A 17,523-nucleotide genomic window follows, 5' to 3' on the forward strand; every position below is an offset into this window, starting at 1 on the left:
GTGAACATCGACGAGCTGTACCAGACGATCATCCTCGACCACTACCGCGAGAAGCATCACTCAGGGCTGCGCGAGCCGTACGAGGTGGAGGTGCACCACGTGAACCCGTCGTGCGGCGACGAGCTCACCCTGCGTGTGCACGTCGACGGCGACACGATCACCGACATCTCCTACCACGCCGAAGGCTGCTCGATCTCGCAGGCCTCCACCTCGGTGATGACGGACCTGCTGATCGGCAAGCCCGCCAGTCACGCCCTGGACCTGCACGACAAGTTCCTGGAGATGATGCAGAGTCAAGGCCGCATCGAGCCCGACGAAGACATCTTCGAAGACGCCATCGCGTTCGCCGGAGTCTCCAAGTTCCCCGCACGCGTCAAGTGCGCGCTCCTCGGCTGGTCCGCGGTCCGGGACGCCACCCTGCAAGCCACCGCCCACCCCGCTGGTTGAGCCGACGATCCGGCTCGAGCCCGGATCATCGTGTCGAAACCCCCTCGACCTCAAGGAGAACCATGTACACCCCAGAACAGCGGCCCAGCGATCTGGTCAAGGACCAGCTCCCCGACGTGGACCTGTCCCAGCCCGCAGCCCCGGCGTCAGCCGCGGCCACGGAGGATGAGGTCCTCGAGGCGATGAAGGACGTCGTCGACCCCGAGCTGATGGTCAACGTCGTCGACCTGGGCCTCGTCTACGGCGTCCAGGTCGACGAGTACGGCAACGCGACGATCGACATGACGCTCACCTCACCCACCTGCCCCCTCACCGACAAGATCGAGTACGACACCAAGTACGTGCTCGATGGCCTCGTGTCGTCGGTGACCATCAACTGGGTGTGGCTGCCGCCGTGGTCGCTCGAGGCGATCACCGAGGACGGCCGCGAGCAGCTGCGCGCAATCGGCTACAACCTCTGACGGCGGGCCTCCCGCGGGCTAGCCTCAGATCAAGGATCACTGAGACCAGGAGGCGACGATGCCCACGTTCACGACCGCAGATGACGTGACGCTCCACTACACCGACACGGGCGGCCGGGGCCGACCCCTGGTCCTCGTCCACGGCTGGCCCCTCTCGGGGGAGGCGTTCGCACGCAACCTCCCGGCCTTCGTCGAGGCCGGTCACCGCGTGATCACCTACGACAGGCGGGGGTTCGGACAGTCCGACAAGCCCGCCGGCGACGTCGACTACGACGTCCTCGCCGACGACCTCGAGGCGCTCATCCAGGACCTGGACCTGCAGGGCGCCGTCCTCCTCGGCTTCTCCATGGGTGGCGGCGAGGTGGCGCGCTACTTCAGCAGGCACGGCTCCGAGCGCATCGCCGCCGCGATCTTCTCCGGCTCCATCACACCCGCGCTGTGCATCTCCGACGACAACCCGGACGGCGCTATGCCCATGGACGGCTTCCAGGGGATGTCCGACCAGTGCGCAACGGACCGCGACGGTTTCCTCGACCAGTTCATCACCTGGTTCTACAGCACCGCCGACGGCGGCCTCCAGGTCGATGAGGACACCCGTCAGGCGGCACTGAAGATAGCCCACCAGTCCAGCCCCCATGCCGCGGCGCAGACGATCCTGATCTGGGCAACCGACCTGCGGGACGACTGCCGCGCCATCGACGTGCCAACGCTCGTCATCCACGGCGACGGAGACATCAACGTTCCCATCGACAAGTCGAGCCGTCGGATGGCCGAGTTCGTGCCGGACTCCGAGCTCGTGGTCATCCACGGCGGCCCACACGGCGTCAACGACTCGCACGCCGAGCACTGGGAGCGGGAGATCATCGGGTTCATCGGGATGCTCTAGCCGCCAGGCGTCGACTGCCGGGGTCCGGCCGGGCAGCCCGCGATAGGCTCAGCCGGTGCGCGACAACAGGGCCGGACTGGGCTACGGGCTGGCGGCCTACATCCTGTGGGGCCTGTTTCCGCTGTACTTCCAGTTCTTCGGCCGCTCCGGCGCGCTCGAGGTGGTGGCGCACCGGGCGCTGTGGTCGCTGGGGTTCTGCCTGCTCCTCATCGCGCTGCTGCGGCAGTGGGGGCTGCTGCGCGCCGCGCTGGCGGACAGGCGCACGGTCGCGGCGCTCGCCCTGGCGGGCGGCCTCATCGTCGTCAACTGGACCACCTACGTCTTCGCGGTCATGACTGAGCGGACCCTGGAGACGGCTCTCGGCTACTTCATCAACCCACTCGCGGTGGCGGGGCTCGGCATCCTCGTGTTGGGGGAACGGCTGCGACGCCTTCAGCGGGTGGCCATGGCGTTCGGGGTGGCCTCCGTCGCAGTGATGGTGGTGGGGTACGGGCAGGTTCCCTGGATCGCCCTGACTCTCGCGGGCTCGTTCGGGCTCTATTCGCTGGTGAAGAAGCTCGCAGGACGCTCTGTGGGTGCCCTGCCGGGCCTGGCGATCGAGACCGCCGCCGTCGCCCCGGTGGCAGCGGCCTACCTGACCTACCTCGCGGCGACCGGGGGATCGACCGCGACCGGTGGCTACGGAGCGCTGCTCGCCACCACCGGCATCGTCACGGCGATCCCGCTGCTGCTGTTCGCCGCCGCGGCCCGGCGCATCTCCATGATCACCATCGCGATCCTGCAGTACCTGGCCCCCATCGGGCAGTTCCTGGTGGGCTGGCTCGCCTTCGACGAACCGATGCCGGCCGCGCGCTGGGCCGGCTTCACCCTGGTGTGGGCGGCGGTGGCGTTGTTCATCGCCGATGCGCTCCTGGCCAGCCGTAGGCGCCGCTGACCATCCTCGGTTTGCCCTGCGCGCGCCTGGCAGGGAGACTGTCAAGGTGCTACAGGTCAAGGACATCGAGGTGCGCGCGGGCGCCAGGCTGCTGCTGTCGCCGGTGTCCTTCCAGGTGATCGGGGGAGACCGGATCGGCCTGGTGGGCCGCAACGGCGCCGGGAAGACCACCCTCACCCGCATCCTGGCCGGCGAGTCGCTGCCGGCCGCGGGCACCGTGACGCGCGCCGGTCAGCTGGGTTACCTGCCGCAGGACCCGCGGTCCGGGGACCCGGAACAGATCGCCCGCGACCGTATTCTGGGCGCCCGCGGGCTGGACCAGGTGATCCAGCGGATGCGCCGCGCCGAGGAGGGCATGGGCAGCCACAGCGATTCGGTGCGTGAGGATGCCATGGCGGCCTATTCGCGCGCCGAGGCCGACCTGGTGGCGGCGGGCGGCTACGCCGCGGAGGCCGATGCGGCGCGCATCGCGGCCAACCTGGGCCTGGCGGACCGGGTGCTGGGCCAGCCGTTGAAGACACTCTCCGGGGGCCAGCGACGCCGCATCGAGTTGGCGCGGATCCTCTTCTCGGACGCCGAGACGCTGCTCCTCGACGAGCCCACCAACCACCTCGACGCGGATTCCGTGGTCTGGTTGCGCAGCTACCTTCAGGCCTTCCCCGGCGGCCTGATCGTGATCTCCCACGACACCGAACTGCTGAACGCGGTGGTCAACAAGGTGTACCACCTCGACGCCAACCGTGCTGAACTGGACATCTACTCCATGAACTGGAAGCGGTACCTCCTCCAGCGCGAGACCGACGAGAAGCGACGCAAGCGTGAGCTCGCCAACGCCGAGCGCAAGGCCTCCCAGCTGATGCTGCAGGCGGACAAGATGCGCGCCAAGGCCACCAAGGCCGTCGCCGCGCAGAACATGGCCAAGCGCGCCGAGAAGCTCATGGCGGGCGTCGAGGGTGAGCGTCGGGTCGACGCCGTCGCCAAGATCCGCTTCCCGGAGCCCGCCCCGTGCGGCAAGACCCCGCTCCGCGGCCATGACCTCAGTAAGTCCTACGGATCCCTGGAGGTGTTCACCGCCGTCGATCTGGCCATCGACAAGGGATCCAAGGTGGTGATCCTCGGCCTCAACGGCGCAGGAAAGACCACCATGCTGCGCCTTCTGGCCAAGATGGAGGACCCGTCCGCCGGGCGGGTCGAGCTGGGGCACGGCGCGAAGCTCGGCTACTACGCGCAGGAGCACGAGACCCTGGACGTGAAGCGCAGCGTGTTGGACAACATGAAGTCCGCCTCGCCCAACCTCAACGACACCGAGGTGCGCAAGGTCCTCGGCTCGTTCCTGTTCACCGGGGACGACGTGCAGAAGCCCGCGGGCGTGCTCTCCGGCGGCGAGAAGACGCGCCTGGCGCTCGCGATGCTGGTGGTGTCGGCCGCCAACGTCCTGCTGCTCGACGAGCCCACGAACAACCTGGACCCGGCCTCCCGCGGCGAGGTGCTCAACGCGATCCGCACCTATGCGGGTGCCGTGATCCTGGTCACCCACGATCCGGGAGCGGTCGAGGCACTGGAGCCGGACCGGGTGCTGGTGATGCCCGACGGCGTCGAAGACCTCTGGAGCGACGAGTACGCCGAGCTGATCGACCTGGCCTAGCGAGGTCTAGCGGTACGCCCCGGAGGAGCGCCGCTCAGAACACGCGGCTGACGGTCGCCTCCCACGGCTCCATCACGGGGCGGCGGGGGCCCCCCATCACCGGCACGATCGTCCCGCCCACATGCGGCCGCGGTCGCTGCTTGGCCGAGGTGTTGCATTCGATCAGGAACACCTCACCGGCCAGCTTGCGGTAGTAGGCGAAGTAGAACTTGTGGTGCGGGTGCACCCACTTCAACGCCCCGATGGTCAGGGCGCGGTGGTTCCGCCGCAGCCGGATGAGCGCCTTGTGCCACGAGAACACCGAGTCGGGGTCCGCAACCTGCTCCTCGGCGGAGAACCCCGGCTCGGTGTCGGTGCCCATCAGCCACGCGGTGCCCTCGGTGAAGCCGCCGTCGGGACTCCACCGGATCGGCACCCGGGAGTGGTCCCGCGACCCTGCCAGGATCTGTGCCCATGCCGTCTCGGGCGCCATCCCACCGTCGATGAGCGCCTGGTGGCGGTTGATCGACTCCACGTCGCGGAGCTCCTCGACGCCTGCGAACGACTGGTTGATGGCCGCCAACTCCTGCCCCTGGAACAGGAACGGGGTGCCGCGCATGGTGAGCTGGATGGTCGCCAGCATCTTGCCGATCGCGCTGCGCACCGCCGGGTCCTTCTCCAGGCCCATGCCGAACTTGCTGAGCATCCTGGGATTGTCGTGGTTGTCCAGGAACACCGCGATCCAGTCGCTGGGTGCCAGGTGCGAGTCGTAGGCGCGGTAGAACCGTTTGAGGTAGTAGAGCTGGTACCTGTAGGAGTCCCACCGCACGTGGCCCGGGTTGTCGAGCACGTCGAAGTTGAAGATCAGATCCAGTTCCCCGCGACCGTATCCGCTCAACAGTCGCCCCAGCTCCATGCCGATGCCGGGGGTCTCTCCCACCATCACCCCGATCATGTCCGGGGGGAGTGGCTCGTCGAGGGTGCCGTCGGGCCGGCGTCGACGGGGGCTCGAGACGGGCTGCTCGCGGCGCGTGAACCCGTCGCGACGCAGGCCGCGCAGGAACTCGTGCAGCCGCGGGCCGTAAAAGTAGTGCTCCACACCGACGAACTCCAACAGCTTGCCGATGAATGGGTGCCCGTCCGGCAGACCGGGCTTCTTCGAGATGTAGTTGATGACGTCCAGCCGGAAGCCGTCGATGCCGCGCTGCATCCAGTACCGGACGATGTCGGCCACCTCGTCGCGCACGTCCTCGTTGTCCCAGTTGAGGTCCACCTGCCCGTCGGCGAAGAGGTGCAGCACCCACCGCTCAGCCTCCGGCACCCACGACCAGGCGGAGCCCGAGAAGAAGGAGGTCCAGTTGTTGGGTGGGGTGTCCGGGTCCCCCTCCACCATGAAGTAGTAGCCGCCGTACCGGCCGGTGGGATCCGCCACCGCCTTCCGGAACCACTCGTGCTCCGCCGAGGTGTGGTTCACGACGAGGTCGAGGATGAGCCGCATGCCGCGTTCGTGACAGGCGGCGATCAGCTGGTCGACGTCCTCCAGGGTGCCCATCTCGTCGTTGATGTCGCGGTAGTCGCTGACGTCGTAGCCCATGTCCTCGTTGGGGGACTTGAAGATGGGGGAGAGCCAGACGCAGTCCACCCCCAGTTTCTGGAGGTAGTCCAGCTTCCCGATCACGCCCTGGATATCGCCCACGCCGTCGCCTGAGGCGTCAGCGAAGGAGCGCGGATAGACCTGGTAGAACACGGCCTCGCGCCACCAGGGCGTGGGGTGCGGGGCGCGGCCATCCAGGGGGCGGTCGCGTTCCGAGTTGACCAGGTCCAGGATCACGTCCAACATCCCAGGGCCGGTGAGGGGCTGCAGCAGCCGCTCGATCCACTTCAGCTGCATCCACTCCACGGTGTAGACGAGACGGCGGGGCAGCGCGGTCTGCAGCAGCAGCTTGTCGATGACGTCGCGTCCGACGGGATGCTTGTACAGCTGGCGGACGGTGTGGCTCTTAGTCAACAGCTTGTTCGGCACGTGCGTTCCTCTCGGCCAGGTCCTTGACGACGGTGGCGTAAAATTCCTCGTTCAGCTTGTACCGTGCGCGGAGCACAAGGTAGCTGACGAGGACGAGCGCCAGGGGGAGGCCCAGCATGGACATGCGCAGGATGCCGAGCCCTTCCTCGGTGACGTCATCTGGGGTTGTCGCCACGTCGATGCCGGACCAGATCAGCGTCACGCCCACCACGCCGCTGGCGATGGCGTTGCTGAGCTTGTAGATGAAGGGCTGCAGCGAGAAGGTGACGGACTCGTTGCGACGGCCCAGCTTCCACTCGCCGTACTCGACCGAGTCCGCGATGAACATCACCATCAGCAGCTGGATGGCTCCTTGCCCCGCAAACAGCAGCACCCCCGCGACACCCACCACCAGGAGGGATCTGCCGGACACCAGGAACACGAGGTAGCCCGCGGCGCACAGCGCCGTGGCGAGCAGGTGGATCTGCGACCGAGTCAGCACCTTGGACGCCAGGGGGAACAGGGCAAGGGCCGCAATCTGGGAGATGCCCAGGATGGCGGCGAAGATCGCGTAGGCGCCCTCATCGAGGAAGTAGTACTTGAAGTAGTACAGCCCGAACGACGCGGTGGTGAGGTAGCCGGCCATGAACGCCACCATCGCCAACGTCACCCACAGGAGCTGGTCGTTGCGGGCGATCACGGAGAACAGCTCGCGCAGCGGCGTGGTCTCCCGGTGGCCCGCCACACGTTCTCGCGTGAATACCAGGGTCACGGACTGGAACAGCAACATGAGAACCACCAGCCCGGCCGCAAGCACGAACCACGCCGTCCGGGCATCGCCGAAGACGCCCGTCAGCCACGCCGTGATCGGCACCAGCGCCACCACGATCGCGAAGAGGCCGATGTTGGCGCAGATGCGGGCCACCACCCCGATCTTCTCTCGCTCCTTCTGATCCTGCGTCAGAGACGGCAGCATCGACCAGTAGGAGATGTCGTTGATGGTGTAGGCCACCTCGTAGACGAGGTAGACCGCGGTGAATAGCACCACGTAGCCCCACCCGTCGACGCCCAGGTCCGCGAACATCAGCAGACTTGCCGCCCCCCACAGCACCGCACCCACGAGGATCCACGGCTTGAACTTCCCCCACCGGCTGCGTGTGTTGTCCACCACCACCCCCATGACGGGATCATTGACGGCGTCGAAGACGCGCATCGCCACCAGGATGGCGGTGACGGCGGCGAGTTGCGCGCCAGAGACGTCCAGCACGTCGGTGAGGTAGAACATGAGGTACAGCGACACCAGCGCCGCAAGCATGTCGCGGCCGAGAGTGCCGAGCCCGAAACCCCAGCGTGTCGCGGTCATGGGCCCACCCTAGGGCCAACTCAGATCACGAAGGGTGCGTCAGAGTCAGGATGCTCACTGCGAGGGTGGTCGACGCCGCGACGGTGACGCCGTGTCGGCCGTGGAACGCATTAGGGCCCATCGCGATGAGGTCCGCCACCTCCTCGGGCGCCAGGTGGAGTGGCTGGACGAGGGTGTCGAGAGCCTCCAGGCTCCAGCCGGGCAGCGAGGCCAGGACGGCGTCGGCCTTGTCGTCGGCCACCCCGAGCAGGCCGTACTCTGCGCGCACCTCGCCGAGGTGGGCGGGAGTCGGCACAGCCACGACGAGCCGGCCGCCGGGGGCGAGGACACGGGTGAACTCGGCCGGGTTGCGAGGGGCGAACACGCAGAGGAGGGTGTCGACCGCGCCGTCGCGGAGGGGGAGACCCGCCCAGGTGTCGGCCACGATCGACGACGCCCGGGGGTGCGCCTTGGCGGCGCGTCGGGCGGCCGCCGCGGAGACGTCGGTGGCCAGGCCCTCAGCGGAAGGGTTCGCGTCCAGCGCCCGGCTGAGGTAGTAGCCGGTCCCGGCGCCCACCTCTGCGATGCGGGCTGCGCCCGAGACTTGGGCTGCCACCGCCTCCGCCAGCGGGGCGTAGTGGCCGGCGCCGAGAAACCGTGCTCGCGCCTCCAGCATGGACGGGGTGTCGGCGTTGCGCGGCGCGGCGCGGCCCAGCAGGTTGACGTAGCCCTGGCGTGCAATGTCGAAGGAATGCCCGGCCTGGCAGCGGAGGGTCTGGTCGGTGCGAGCCAACGGGAGCGCGCAATGTGGGCAGCGCAGCCAGTCGAGACCGCTCACTGAGGGGGCGTCTCCTGCCCCTGAGGGGCCGCTGTCGCGGGAGGCGCGTGCTGCGACTCGAGAGGTTGCGTCTCTGTCTGCTGCGGCGTCTGTCCGCGTGCCTCCCTGCGGTCGCGGAGGTCCGCCCGCACCAGCACCACCATCCCGACCACCCCGATCAGCGTGAACGCGAACCACTGCAGCGCATAGCTCAGATGCGGTCCCTCATCCAGGTCCGGTTCACCCAGAGGCCGCAGGACGTCCGTCTCGGGCGGAGTGGACTCGAGCAGGGCCACGTAGCCGTTGACCACGTCCCTCCCGAGCGCCGTGCCGAGTGCCTCAGAGCTGATCAGCCGGATCTGGTTCTCGTGCGGGGTCATCGCACCCTCGTCGCCCCGGTCGTTGCGGCGCACGAAGCCGGTGACGGTGACCTCACCCTCGGGCGGGGCAGGCAGCGCCCCGTCCGGATACCCGGGCTGCCGCACCAGGAAGCCGCGGTTGATCAGCAGGGACTCGCCCTGGGTGGTGTCCAGCACCGCGACAGCCTCGCTGCCGTAGGCGCCGTCGAGCGAGCGGTAGCGCACCTGGAACTGCTCGCCCGTGTAGGTGCCGGTGGCCGTGACCCGGTACCACTGGTCCGCGTCGTCGATGGCGCCGGTCATCACTTCGTCGTAGGACACCACAGGTAGCGCACGATGGGCCTCGACGACGGCGTTGTTCTCGCGTCGCTCGTCGAGCCGCCGCAGCTGCCACTGTCCGAGCATGACGAACACGGTGGCCAGCACCGCGGCGAAGACGCCCATGGCGATCCACCGCTTGACCTGCCTGCTCAATGATCCTCCTCGACGGTGCCGGGCACCACGTCCCCGCCCGTGATGGCGCCCCGGACCTCACCCCTGTCGTCGTCTGCCGCCACCACCGGAGGGGGGCGATGATCCGCGCTGTTGGCGAACAGCACCGCGAAGGCAGGTAGGAGGGCGGCCGCGCCCAGCGCCACCACCTTCCACCAGCCCGGCACCACCAGAAACAACAGGAAGCAGGCGGTGCGCACCGCCATGGTGATGAGATAACGCCGCTGGCGTTCCTCCAGCTCAAGGGTGCGTCCGCGACCGGCGCTGGTGATCAGCGTCGAGTCGTCTCCCTTGGCCATGCCCGCCAGCATAGTCCGGGCCGCGGGAGACCCCCTCGAAACGGGGGGCGTGCGGTAGGTTGCTCCCGTGGTTTCAGAATCTAGAGTGGTCCTCGTCACCGGCGGATCCAAGGGCATCGGGCGCGCGATGGCGGAGGCGTTCCGCGACGCCGGCTACCGCGTCGCCGCCACCTACCGCTCAGGCGGCGTACCGGAAGGCGTCCTCGGCGTCCCGTGCGACATCACGGATCAGGGACAGGTGGACCAGGCGTTCACCACCGTCGAGGCCGAACTCGGCCCGGTGGAGATCCTGGTGGCCAACGCAGGGGTGACCAAGGACACCTTGCTCATGCGCATGTCGGACGAGGATTGGCAGTCGGTCATCGACACCAACCTCACCGGCACCTTCCGTGTGGTGCGCCGCGCCAGCCGCCCCATGATGCGGTCCCGCTTCGGCCGGATCATCCTCATCTCGTCCGTGGTGGGCCTTCTCGGTTCGCCAGGGCAGATCAATTACTCCTCGTCGAAGGCGGCTCTCGTCGGGATGGCCCGCAGCCTGACCCGGGAGATCGGGTCCCGCAACGTGACCACCAACGTGATCGCGCCGGGGTTCATCGAGACCGACATGACCGCCGTCCTGCCCGAGGGCGCCATCGCGGATTACACCAAGCGGATCCCTGCGGGTCGCCTCGGCAGCGTCGACGACGTGGCCCAGGCCGCTCTTTTCCTGGCCGGCGAGCACGCCGGCTACATCTCCGGCGCCGTCATCCCCGTTGACGGCGGCCTCGGCATGGGTCACTGAGAAAGGACCTGACGATGGGTCTCCTTGAAGGCAAGAACATCCTGGTCACCGGCGTGACCATGCGGACCTCGATCGCGTACGCGGTCGCAGAGATCGCGCAGCGCGAGGGCGCCACGATCGTGGTCTCGGCGGCCGGTCGCGCCATCGGCCCGGCCCAGCGGGCCATCTCCAAGCTGGACCCGGTGCCGCCGCTGATTGAGCTGGACGTCACGGCCCCCGAGCACCTCGCTGCGCTTCCGGGCGTGTTGGCCGAGCACTTCGACGGCGGCCTGGACGGCATCGTGCACTCGATCGCCTACGCCCACCCGGAGAAGGCCCTGGGGGGCGCGTTTCTCACCACGGACTGGGAGACGGTCGGAGCCGCCCTGCACATCTCCGCATACTCGCTGCAGTCGCTGACCATGGCCTGCAAGCCGCTGCTCAACCGCGGCGCCAGCGTGGTGGGCCTCACCTTCGACGCCCGGATCAGCTGGCCCACCTACGACTGGATGGGCGTGGCCAAGGCGGCGCTGGAGTCCACCTCGCGTTACCTGGCCCGGTACCTCGGCCCGGACGGCATCCGCTGCAACCTGGTGGCCGCAGGCCCCCTGGACACCGTGGCGAAGAAGGCCATCCCGGGAGCATCGTCCTTCAACGACACCTGGTCGACGCGCTCCCCCCTGCCCTGGGACACCTCGGACGCCGTCCCCTCCGCGAAGGCCGTCGTGGCGCTGCTGAGCGACTGGTTCCCCGCCACCACCGGCGAGATGATCCACGTCGACGGCGGGTTGCACTCCACCGGAGCCTGAGCAGTCGCGGGTCGCGGGTCGCGGGTGGCGGGTTGTGTCCGCACTGGGTGGTGGGGGCCGGGCCGCCCATGATTCCGGCCGCGGCGCTACGCGCTGCCGGCCCGTCATCAACGCCCACCCAACCTGCCCCGGCCCCCACCACCCAGCGCGCTTCATCGTCCGCTTCTTCGCGCAGGCCCGACCAACCCGGCCAGGCCCGCACCCCCCACCACTCACGGCCAGGCTCTGGGCGCCGCCGGCGTCCGGTAGGTTGGGTGGCATGGCAGCGGTGGCAGAACTAGCGGGCGTGACGATCAAGCGTGGCGGGGCCACCCTCCTCGACGATGTGAGCCTCGTGATCGGCGAGGCGCAGCGCTGGGTGGTCATCGGCCCCAACGGCGCCGGGAAGACCACGCTGCTCCAGCTCCTGTCGGCCCAGCTGTACCCCAGCGACGGCATCGTCGGCATCCTCGGGGAGGTGGTGGGCACCGTCGACGTGTTCGAGCTTCGGCCCCGCATCGGGCTCACGTCCTCCGCGCTCGCGGACCGGATCCCCGCCGACGAGCGGGTCAGCGACGTGGTGCTCTCGGCCGCCTACGCCATCGTCGGCCGGTGGCGCGAGGAGTACGACGAGTACGACGTGGCCCAGGCGGACCACCTGCTGTCGTCGATGCGCGTCGCCCACCTTCGTGAGCGCACGTTCGGCACCCTCAGCGAGGGCGAGCGCAAGCGGGTGCAGATCGCCCGGGCGCTGATGACGGACCCCGAGCTGCTGCTGTTGGACGAGCCCGCTGGCGGCCTGGATCTCGCCGGGCGGGAGGCGCTGGTGGACACCTTGTCCGCCCTCTGCGTGGACCCCGACTCCCCGGCGACGGTGCTGGTCACCCACCACGTGGAGGAGATCCCGCAGGGTGTCACGCACTGCCTCCTGATGCGCGACGGGCGCATCGTGGCCGACGGGCCGATCAGCTCCACGCTCACCGACGAAAACCTCAGCCGCACCTTCGACATGCCGCTGCGCGTCACCCACGACGGCGGACGCTGGAGCGCGAGGAGCCGCATGTGAACGAGTGGCTGGAATGGATCCGGACCAACCTGTGGGCAGGCTGGGGCATTCTGGCCGCCCTCCTCGCCGCGGCCGAGCTCCTCACCATGGACCTCACCCTCCTCATGCTCGCCTCGGGGGCGGTGATGGGCGGCGTCACCGCGCTGATCTTTCCCGGTCTCGTCTGGCTGCAGGTCCTCGTCGCGCTCACCACCGCCGTCCTCACCCTGTTCGTGCTGCGCCCCACCCTCCTCGAACGCGTCCGGCGGGCCCCCGGCTACCGTTCCTCGCTGGACAAGCTGGTGGGGGCATCTGGACGCTCGCAGGGAGAGATCACCGGCAGCCGGGGCGAGGTGAAGGTCGAGGGTCAGATCTGGGAGGCGCGCTCCTTCGACCCGAACGTCGTGATCGGCCCCGACGAGGACGTCGAGGTGTTCGGCCTCGACGGCATCACACTCATCGTCTATCCCACCCATCGTCAGCTCGGCAGCTAACCTCCTAGGAGAAAAACCATGCCCGACATCACTCTCTGGGTACTCATCGCACTCGTCATCCTCATCGTCATGACGCTGGCGGCCACGCTCAAGATCATCCGGCAGCAGAAGGTTGCGCTGGTCGAACGGCTGGGCAAGTTCCGCAAGGCGCTTGAGCCGGGCCCCCACCTCGTCGTCCCGTTCTTCGACCAGGTCCGCTACGTGCTGGACATGCGCGAGGAGGTGGTGCCGTTCCCGCCGCAGGGCGTCATCACCGAGGACAACCTGATGGTCTCCATCGACTCGGTCATCTACTTCCAGATCGTCGATCCGGTGCGCGCCGCCTACGAGGCGCAGAACTACCGCGCCGCCATCGAACAGCTCACCATGACCACGCTGCGCAACATCATCGGCGGCATGGACCTCGAGGCGGCGCTGACCTCACGCGAGGAGATCAACCAGCGGCTTCGTGCCGTGCTCGACGAGGCCACCGGCAAGTGGGGCATCAAGGTCAACCGGGTGGAGCTGCGCGCCATCGAGCCGCCTCCCACCATCCGTGACGCGATGGAGAAGGGCGCCCGCGCCGAGCGCGACAAGAGGGCCTCCATCCTCATCGCCGAGGGGCAGCGTCAGTCTCAGATCCTGTCTGCGGGTGGCGACAGGGAGGCGGCGATCCTGCGCGCACAGGGCGACCGTGAGGCCGCTGTGCTGCGTGCCCAGGCCGACAGGCAGGCGCAGATGCTGCACGCCGAGGGTGAGGCGCAGGCCATCACCAAGGTGTTCAACGCCATTCACGCCGCAGAACCCGATCAGGCGCTGCTGGCCTACCAGTACATGCAGATGCTGCCGAAGCTCGCCAAGGGCGATTCGAACAAGGTGTGGGTCATCCCCAGCGAGCTCAACGATGCCCTCAAGGGCCTGGGCCAGGTGGCCGAGACTGGCGGGGTCCGCGACTACGTGTCTCAGGCCGCGCAGAAGTTCGAGGCACCCGAGATGGTGGACGTGCAGGCGGAGATCGAGGAACAGGCCGTGCGTGATCGTCAGCGTTCCAACGCCACCGTCGAGCAGGCGATCGCCGATGCGCAGGCCCTTGATGCGGGGCGCGCCGCGTCGAGGCGGGCGCACATCAGCACCACGCCCAGATCGTTGGCGCCCTCCGGTGAGGAACCGCTGTCCATCGGGGACGGTAACTCGTCCTCCTCACCCCAGCCGTCCTCCTCACCCCAGCAGGCCGGCGAGGAGCAGTCCAGCCCGTGGGGGCCTCAGTCCTGAGCCTCGCGTAGCCTCGTGGCCAGCACCGAGCTGGCCAGCAGTTGCGCCTGGTGGTACAGCATGAGCGGGATCACCAGCACACCGACGGTGGCGCCGGGGAACAGCACGCTGGCCATGGGCACGCCCGTGGCCAGCGACTTCTTGGTGCCGCAGAACATGAGCGCGATCCGGTCCTCGCGCGGGAAGCCGAGCCACCCGCCCAGCGCCCACGTGTAGGAGAACATCAGGGCTAGGAGTGCCAGCGCAAGGGGAACCAGCAGCAGGAGTTCGGTGAGCGCCAGCTGCTGCCAGACGCCGGAGACGCGCAGTTCGGAGAAGGCGCCGTAGACGATCAGCATGATCACCGCCTGGTCCAGGAACTTGAGGCGCGCCTTGTGCCGGGCCATGAATCCGGCCGTCACCACCCGCGACAGCTGCCCCAGCACGAAGGGCAGCAAGAGTTGCACCACCACGCCCCACACCTGCTCGAAGCCGATCGATCCGCCGCTGGCTGTGGGGATGAACACGATGGCCAGCAGCGGGGTGATCACCACCCCCAGGACGTTCGAGGCCGTCGCCGAGACCATGGCGGCGGCCACGTTGCCGCCGGCCAGCGAGGTGAAGGTGATCGACGACTGCACAGTCGAGGGCACCAGGCACAGGAAGATCAGCCCAACCCGGATGGGGGCCGACAACACGGCGTCGGGGATGGCCAGCACGGGGACCGCCAACAGTGGGAAGACGACGAACGTGGTGCTGAGGATGGCCAGGTGCAGCCTCCAGTTCTTCAACCCCGATCGGGTCTCGGCAGCGGACAGCCGCGCGCCGTAGCCGAAGAAGAGCACGAAGACGCCCACCCGGGTGACCAGGTCCAGGATCTCGGCGGGACGCCCGCTCACCGGCAGCAGCAGGCCGAGGGCCAAGGTGCCGAGGATGATCACGAGGATGGGGTCGACCTTCAGTTTCACTGACTCTCCTCCAGACGGGCCGCCAGGACCCCGCGCACGGCGTTGGTGACGGTGATGGCGTCGGCCCGGCGGAGTTCCGCCACCGTCACGGGGTACTCCGCCACAGACCCTGCTCCGAGCAGCGCGGGGTCGGAGAGGACCGCTGAGCGTTGGACGCCGTCGAGAATTCTCAGGTCGAGCGGCGGGGTGACCCAACGGCCGTCGAGGAGAGCGAACACCGAAGTGCGTCCCCCTTCCAGGATGCGGCCATGGGCGTCGAAACCGATGGTGTCGAAGGCCCCAGCCGCGGAGGCCGCACGCACGGCGTCGTCGTAGAGTCCGCGCGCCGAGGTCTTGTGCCTGGCCAGCGGCCCGGGGACCCACGGCGCTTCGGCCAGCCTGAGCCGCACCTGGGAGAGCGGGGGCTCCAGCGGGGTCCGGGTCACCGACGCCGCGCCCGTGGGGGCCACGTCGATGGCCACCCGCCAGGCACCGGTTGGAGTGTCGCGGACTGCCGCCTCCACCACCGCCTCGACGGGGCCGAAGCCCAGCTCGCGGGCCGAGGCGGTCAGCCGTGCCTGATGCCTGGTGCCGAGCGGCGCGACGCCATCGACCACGCGCAGGGTCTCCTTCAATGTCACGGTGGGTCTCAGGCCGGTGGCGAAGGCGGCCTTCGCGAGGCACTCGGCCCACTCGCCGTCAGGGGTGCTGTCCGCGACCACCCCGGAGCCGATGCCGAGCCGCACCCTGCCCTCGCCGTCGACCTCCAGGGTGCGGATGGCGATGCTGAGGTTCATGGCCCAGCCCAGTTCGTCGGTGGCAGGATCGATCAGGCCGAGGCTACCGGTGTAGAGCCCGCGACCGTCCAGCTCCGCGCCGCGGATGAGGCGCATGCTGGCCAGCTTGGGCGCCCCGGTGATCGACCCGCAGGGGAAGGTGGCGGCGAGGAGGTCCGCCGGCGTCGTGCCGGGGACCAGGCGGCCGCTGACCGTGCTGGTCATCTGCCACAGGTCACCGACCCGCTCCACCTCGAACAACCTTGACACCGCCACTGTTCCGGGCACCGCGACGCGGCTGAGGTCGTTGCGGAGGAGGTCGACGATCATCAGGTTCTCTGCCCGGTTCTTGGGGTCCTCGCGCAGGGCGACGGGGTCCGTCCAGGCCGGCGCCGTGCCCTTCATCGGCCTGGCCACCGCCGAACCATCGGCCACGCGGATGAACAACTCGGGGGAGAGGCTGAGCGTCCAGGGCGCCGCCGGCGCGGGAAGGCGCGCCAGTGCCCCGTACGCGGCCGGCTGCCGCCGGCGCAGCCTGGCGTAGAGGGCCATCGGGTCGCCGACGAGGCGTCCGGTGACCCGATGCGTGTAGTTGATCTGATAGCTGGTGCCGGCGGCGATGACCTCCTGGAGGTCAGCCACCGCCAGGCCGAAGTGTGCGCGGTCCACGTCGTGGGCAACATCGGCCAGCCATGCGTGGCCATCGTCGGGCAGCACGTCGACGGGGTCCGCGGCCGCCCGATCCTGGAACCAGTAGACAGCGCCCGGCGCGGTGTCCTGGAGCCCGGCGTGTGCCTCGCCCAGGTCGTAGGGGAGCCAGGCGAAGGCGTGCAGCCCTTCCGCCCAGCCGTGGCGCAGCGTCTCGTCGAGGCTCTCCAGCGTGACCGGGTCCACCCGACGGAGTCCGGTGAGGAGGGTCGCGCTGCCCCGACGGGCGTCGTCGAGCAGCACGAACGGGTCCATGGCGCACAAGGCTATCCCGATCGGCCTCCCCGGTGTCGGGCGGTATCGTCGGGCCGTGCTGATCGACGTGACCGACCCCGCCGACGAACGGCTCTTGGACTTCGCGGGCCTCCGTGACGCCCAGTTGAGGCGCTCCGATGAGAGGCGATTCATCGCCGAGGGCGTCAAGATCATCGAGCGGGCCTTCGCTGCCGGGTGCCGCCCCCGGTCACTCCTGGTGCAGCCGAGATGGTTGCCGGGCGTGGAGCCGCTGTTGGAGCGCTGGCCAGAGGTGCCGGTCTACGTGTCGACGGAGGCGCTCATCGAGAGGATCAGCGGCTTCCACGTCCACAGGGGAGCGCTCGGCTCCTTCGACCGCCCGGCGGAGGCGTCATGGGAGCAGATCGCCGGGTCCCGGCGCGTCATCGTGTGCGAGGAGATCGTCGATCACGCCAACATCGGCGCAATCATCAGGGTGGCGGCCGGGCTCGGCTGGGACGCGGTCATCGTCTCCCCAGGCAGTGCCGACCCGCTCTACCGGCGGGCGATCAAGGCCTCGATGGGAGCGTCGCTCGCGCTGCCGTGGCGCCGGATGGACTCCGATGCGGACCTCATCGGCCTCCGCGAGGCCGGCTTCTCGCTCGTCGCCTCGACGCTGTCGACCGCTGCTGTGGACCTGGCCGAGTTCGAGACGCCCGAGAGGGTGGCCCTCCTGCTCGGCACCGAGGGCCGCGGCCTGAGCGACGCGTGGCAGGCCGCCGCGGATCACCACGTGACCATTCCCATGGCCCAGGGCGTGGACTCGTTGAACGTGGCCGCGGCCGCCGCGATCCTGGCCTACGGACTGCGCCCGGGCGTCCAGTCCCGGTGAAGGGGAA

Annotated in this window: 18 protein-coding genes; 11 read left to right on the forward strand and 7 right to left on the reverse strand. The window is 69.0% G+C overall.

The window, feature by feature from the left end:
* The 5 genes from sufU to H5398_RS07370 all read left to right on the forward strand — a co-directional run bounded on the left by sufU (window position 1) and on the right by H5398_RS07370 (window position 4,373).
* Window positions 1-447, forward strand: a complete 447-nt coding sequence (gene sufU, locus H5398_RS07350) for a Fe-S cluster assembly sulfur transfer protein SufU (protein WP_182783041.1) — start codon at window positions 1-3, stop codon at window positions 445-447.
* A gap of 62 nt (window positions 448-509) precedes the next feature.
* The gene (locus tag H5398_RS07355; RefSeq protein WP_182783040.1) at window positions 510-908 is read left to right on the forward strand and encodes a metal-sulfur cluster assembly factor; all 399 of its coding nucleotides are present in this window, start codon (window positions 510-512) and stop codon (window positions 906-908) included.
* 58 nt (window positions 909-966) lie between these two features.
* The gene (locus tag H5398_RS07360; protein ID WP_182783039.1) at window positions 967-1,794 is read left to right on the forward strand and encodes an alpha/beta fold hydrolase; all 828 of its coding nucleotides are present in this window, start codon (window positions 967-969) and stop codon (window positions 1,792-1,794) included.
* A gap of 55 nt (window positions 1,795-1,849) precedes the next feature.
* Entirely contained in the window at window positions 1,850-2,728 is an 879-nt protein-coding gene (gene rarD / locus H5398_RS07365) for an EamA family transporter RarD (protein WP_182799580.1), read from the forward strand.
* Between the two features lie 46 nt (window positions 2,729-2,774).
* Complete coding sequence (locus tag H5398_RS07370) at window positions 2,775-4,373, forward strand: ABC-F family ATP-binding cassette domain-containing protein (protein ID WP_182783037.1); 1,599 nt, start codon at window positions 2,775-2,777, stop codon at window positions 4,371-4,373.
* 34 nt (window positions 4,374-4,407) lie between these two features.
* Here the strand turns inward: H5398_RS07370 and H5398_RS07375 are convergent, their stop codons facing one another.
* Genes H5398_RS07375 through H5398_RS07395 form a run of 5 tightly spaced genes read right to left on the reverse strand, consistent with a single transcriptional unit; the run spans window position 4,408 to window position 9,663 of the window.
* Window positions 4,408-6,375: an alpha-glucosidase gene (locus H5398_RS07375; RefSeq protein WP_182799581.1), complete on the reverse strand. Its 1,968-nt coding sequence runs from the start codon at window positions 6,373-6,375 to the stop codon at window positions 4,408-4,410.
* Window positions 6,353-7,717, reverse strand: a complete 1,365-nt coding sequence (locus H5398_RS07380) for a glycoside-pentoside-hexuronide (GPH):cation symporter (RefSeq protein WP_182783035.1) — start codon at window positions 7,715-7,717, stop codon at window positions 6,353-6,355. Before H5398_RS07380 ends, H5398_RS07375 begins: the two co-directional genes overlap by 23 nt.
* A 25-nt stretch (window positions 7,718-7,742) precedes the next feature.
* Window positions 7,743-8,534, reverse strand: coding sequence for a putative RNA methyltransferase (locus H5398_RS07385; RefSeq protein ID WP_182799582.1), 792 nt, complete (start codon window positions 8,532-8,534; stop codon window positions 7,743-7,745).
* Window positions 8,531-9,346: an SURF1 family protein gene (locus tag H5398_RS07390; RefSeq protein ID WP_182799583.1), complete on the reverse strand. Its 816-nt coding sequence runs from the start codon at window positions 9,344-9,346 to the stop codon at window positions 8,531-8,533. Before H5398_RS07390 ends, H5398_RS07385 begins: the two co-directional genes overlap by 4 nt.
* Window positions 9,343-9,663, reverse strand: coding sequence for a DUF3099 domain-containing protein (locus tag H5398_RS07395; RefSeq protein ID WP_182783032.1), 321 nt, complete (start codon window positions 9,661-9,663; stop codon window positions 9,343-9,345). The genes H5398_RS07390 and H5398_RS07395 overlap by 4 nt, the downstream gene beginning before the upstream one ends.
* Before the next feature lie 67 nt (window positions 9,664-9,730).
* Between H5398_RS07395 and H5398_RS07400 the strand changes: the two genes are divergently transcribed.
* From H5398_RS07400 to H5398_RS07420, 5 genes are all read left to right on the forward strand, one after another.
* On the forward strand, window positions 9,731-10,444 hold the full coding sequence (locus tag H5398_RS07400; RefSeq protein ID WP_370586087.1) for a beta-ketoacyl-ACP reductase: 714 nt from the start codon (window positions 9,731-9,733) through the stop codon (window positions 10,442-10,444).
* Window positions 10,445-10,458: 14 nt separating this feature from the next.
* Window positions 10,459-11,232 (forward strand): enoyl-ACP reductase FabI, encoded by a 774-nt coding sequence (gene fabI / locus H5398_RS07405; RefSeq protein ID WP_182799584.1) that lies wholly within the window; start codon window positions 10,459-10,461, stop codon window positions 11,230-11,232.
* 259 nt (window positions 11,233-11,491) lie between these two features.
* A complete protein-coding gene (locus H5398_RS07410) occupies window positions 11,492-12,277 on the forward strand; it encodes an ABC transporter ATP-binding protein (protein WP_182783030.1) in 786 nt (261 codons plus the stop codon).
* Window positions 12,274-12,750, forward strand: coding sequence for an NfeD family protein (locus H5398_RS07415; RefSeq protein WP_370585748.1), 477 nt, complete (start codon window positions 12,274-12,276; stop codon window positions 12,748-12,750). The genes H5398_RS07410 and H5398_RS07415 overlap by 4 nt, the downstream gene beginning before the upstream one ends.
* A 69-nt stretch (window positions 12,751-12,819) precedes the next feature.
* Entirely contained in the window at window positions 12,820-14,001 is a 1,182-nt protein-coding gene (locus H5398_RS07420; protein ID WP_370585754.1) for an SPFH domain-containing protein, read from the forward strand.
* On the opposite strand, the gene H5398_RS07425 is transcribed toward H5398_RS07420, so the two are convergent.
* Both H5398_RS07425 and H5398_RS07430 read right to left on the reverse strand, forming a co-directional pair.
* Window positions 13,992-14,948, reverse strand: a complete 957-nt coding sequence (locus H5398_RS07425; protein WP_182783028.1) for a bile acid:sodium symporter family protein — start codon at window positions 14,946-14,948, stop codon at window positions 13,992-13,994. The genes H5398_RS07420 and H5398_RS07425 overlap by 10 nt on opposite strands.
* The gene (locus tag H5398_RS07430) at window positions 14,945-16,666 is read right to left on the reverse strand and encodes a chorismate-binding protein (protein WP_182799585.1); all 1,722 of its coding nucleotides are present in this window, start codon (window positions 16,664-16,666) and stop codon (window positions 14,945-14,947) included. The genes H5398_RS07425 and H5398_RS07430 overlap by 4 nt, the downstream gene beginning before the upstream one ends.
* Between H5398_RS07430 and H5398_RS07435 the strand changes: the two genes are divergently transcribed.
* Window positions 16,665-17,516, forward strand: a complete 852-nt coding sequence (locus H5398_RS07435; protein WP_182783026.1) for an RNA methyltransferase — start codon at window positions 16,665-16,667, stop codon at window positions 17,514-17,516. The genes H5398_RS07430 and H5398_RS07435 overlap by 2 nt on opposite strands.
* The last annotated feature ends 7 nt before the right edge of the window (window positions 17,517-17,523 follow it).

Source organism: Tessaracoccus sp. MC1679 (genome assembly GCF_014164775.1).
Lineage (GTDB): Bacteria > Actinomycetota > Actinomycetes > Propionibacteriales > Propionibacteriaceae > Arachnia.

What these genes read in the sequence shown, in the direction of transcription:
- H5398_RS07435 (WP_182783026.1), top strand. Translation starts at nt 16,665, where the DNA reads ATGGCGCACAAGGCTATCCCGATCGGCCTCCCCGGTGTCGGGCGGTAT.
- fabI (WP_182799584.1), top strand. Translation starts at nt 10,459, where the DNA reads ATGGGTCTCCTTGAAGGCAAGAACATCCTGGTCACCGGCGTGACCATG.
- H5398_RS07420 (WP_370585754.1), top strand. Translation starts at nt 12,820, where the DNA reads ATGACGCTGGCGGCCACGCTCAAGATCATCCGGCAGCAGAAGGTTGCG.
- H5398_RS07410 (WP_182783030.1), top strand. Translation starts at nt 11,492, where the DNA reads ATGGCAGCGGTGGCAGAACTAGCGGGCGTGACGATCAAGCGTGGCGGG.
- H5398_RS07380 (WP_182783035.1), bottom strand. Translation starts at nt 7,717, where the DNA reads ATGACCGCGACACGCTGGGGTTTCGGGCTCGGCACTCTCGGCCGCGAC.
- H5398_RS07360 (WP_182783039.1), top strand. Translation starts at nt 967, where the DNA reads ATGCCCACGTTCACGACCGCAGATGACGTGACGCTCCACTACACCGAC.
- H5398_RS07430 (WP_182799585.1), bottom strand. Translation starts at nt 16,666, where the DNA reads ATGGACCCGTTCGTGCTGCTCGACGACGCCCGTCGGGGCAGCGCGACC.
- H5398_RS07355 (WP_182783040.1), top strand. Translation starts at nt 510, where the DNA reads ATGTACACCCCAGAACAGCGGCCCAGCGATCTGGTCAAGGACCAGCTC.
- H5398_RS07395 (WP_182783032.1), bottom strand. Translation starts at nt 9,663, where the DNA reads ATGGCCAAGGGAGACGACTCGACGCTGATCACCAGCGCCGGTCGCGGA.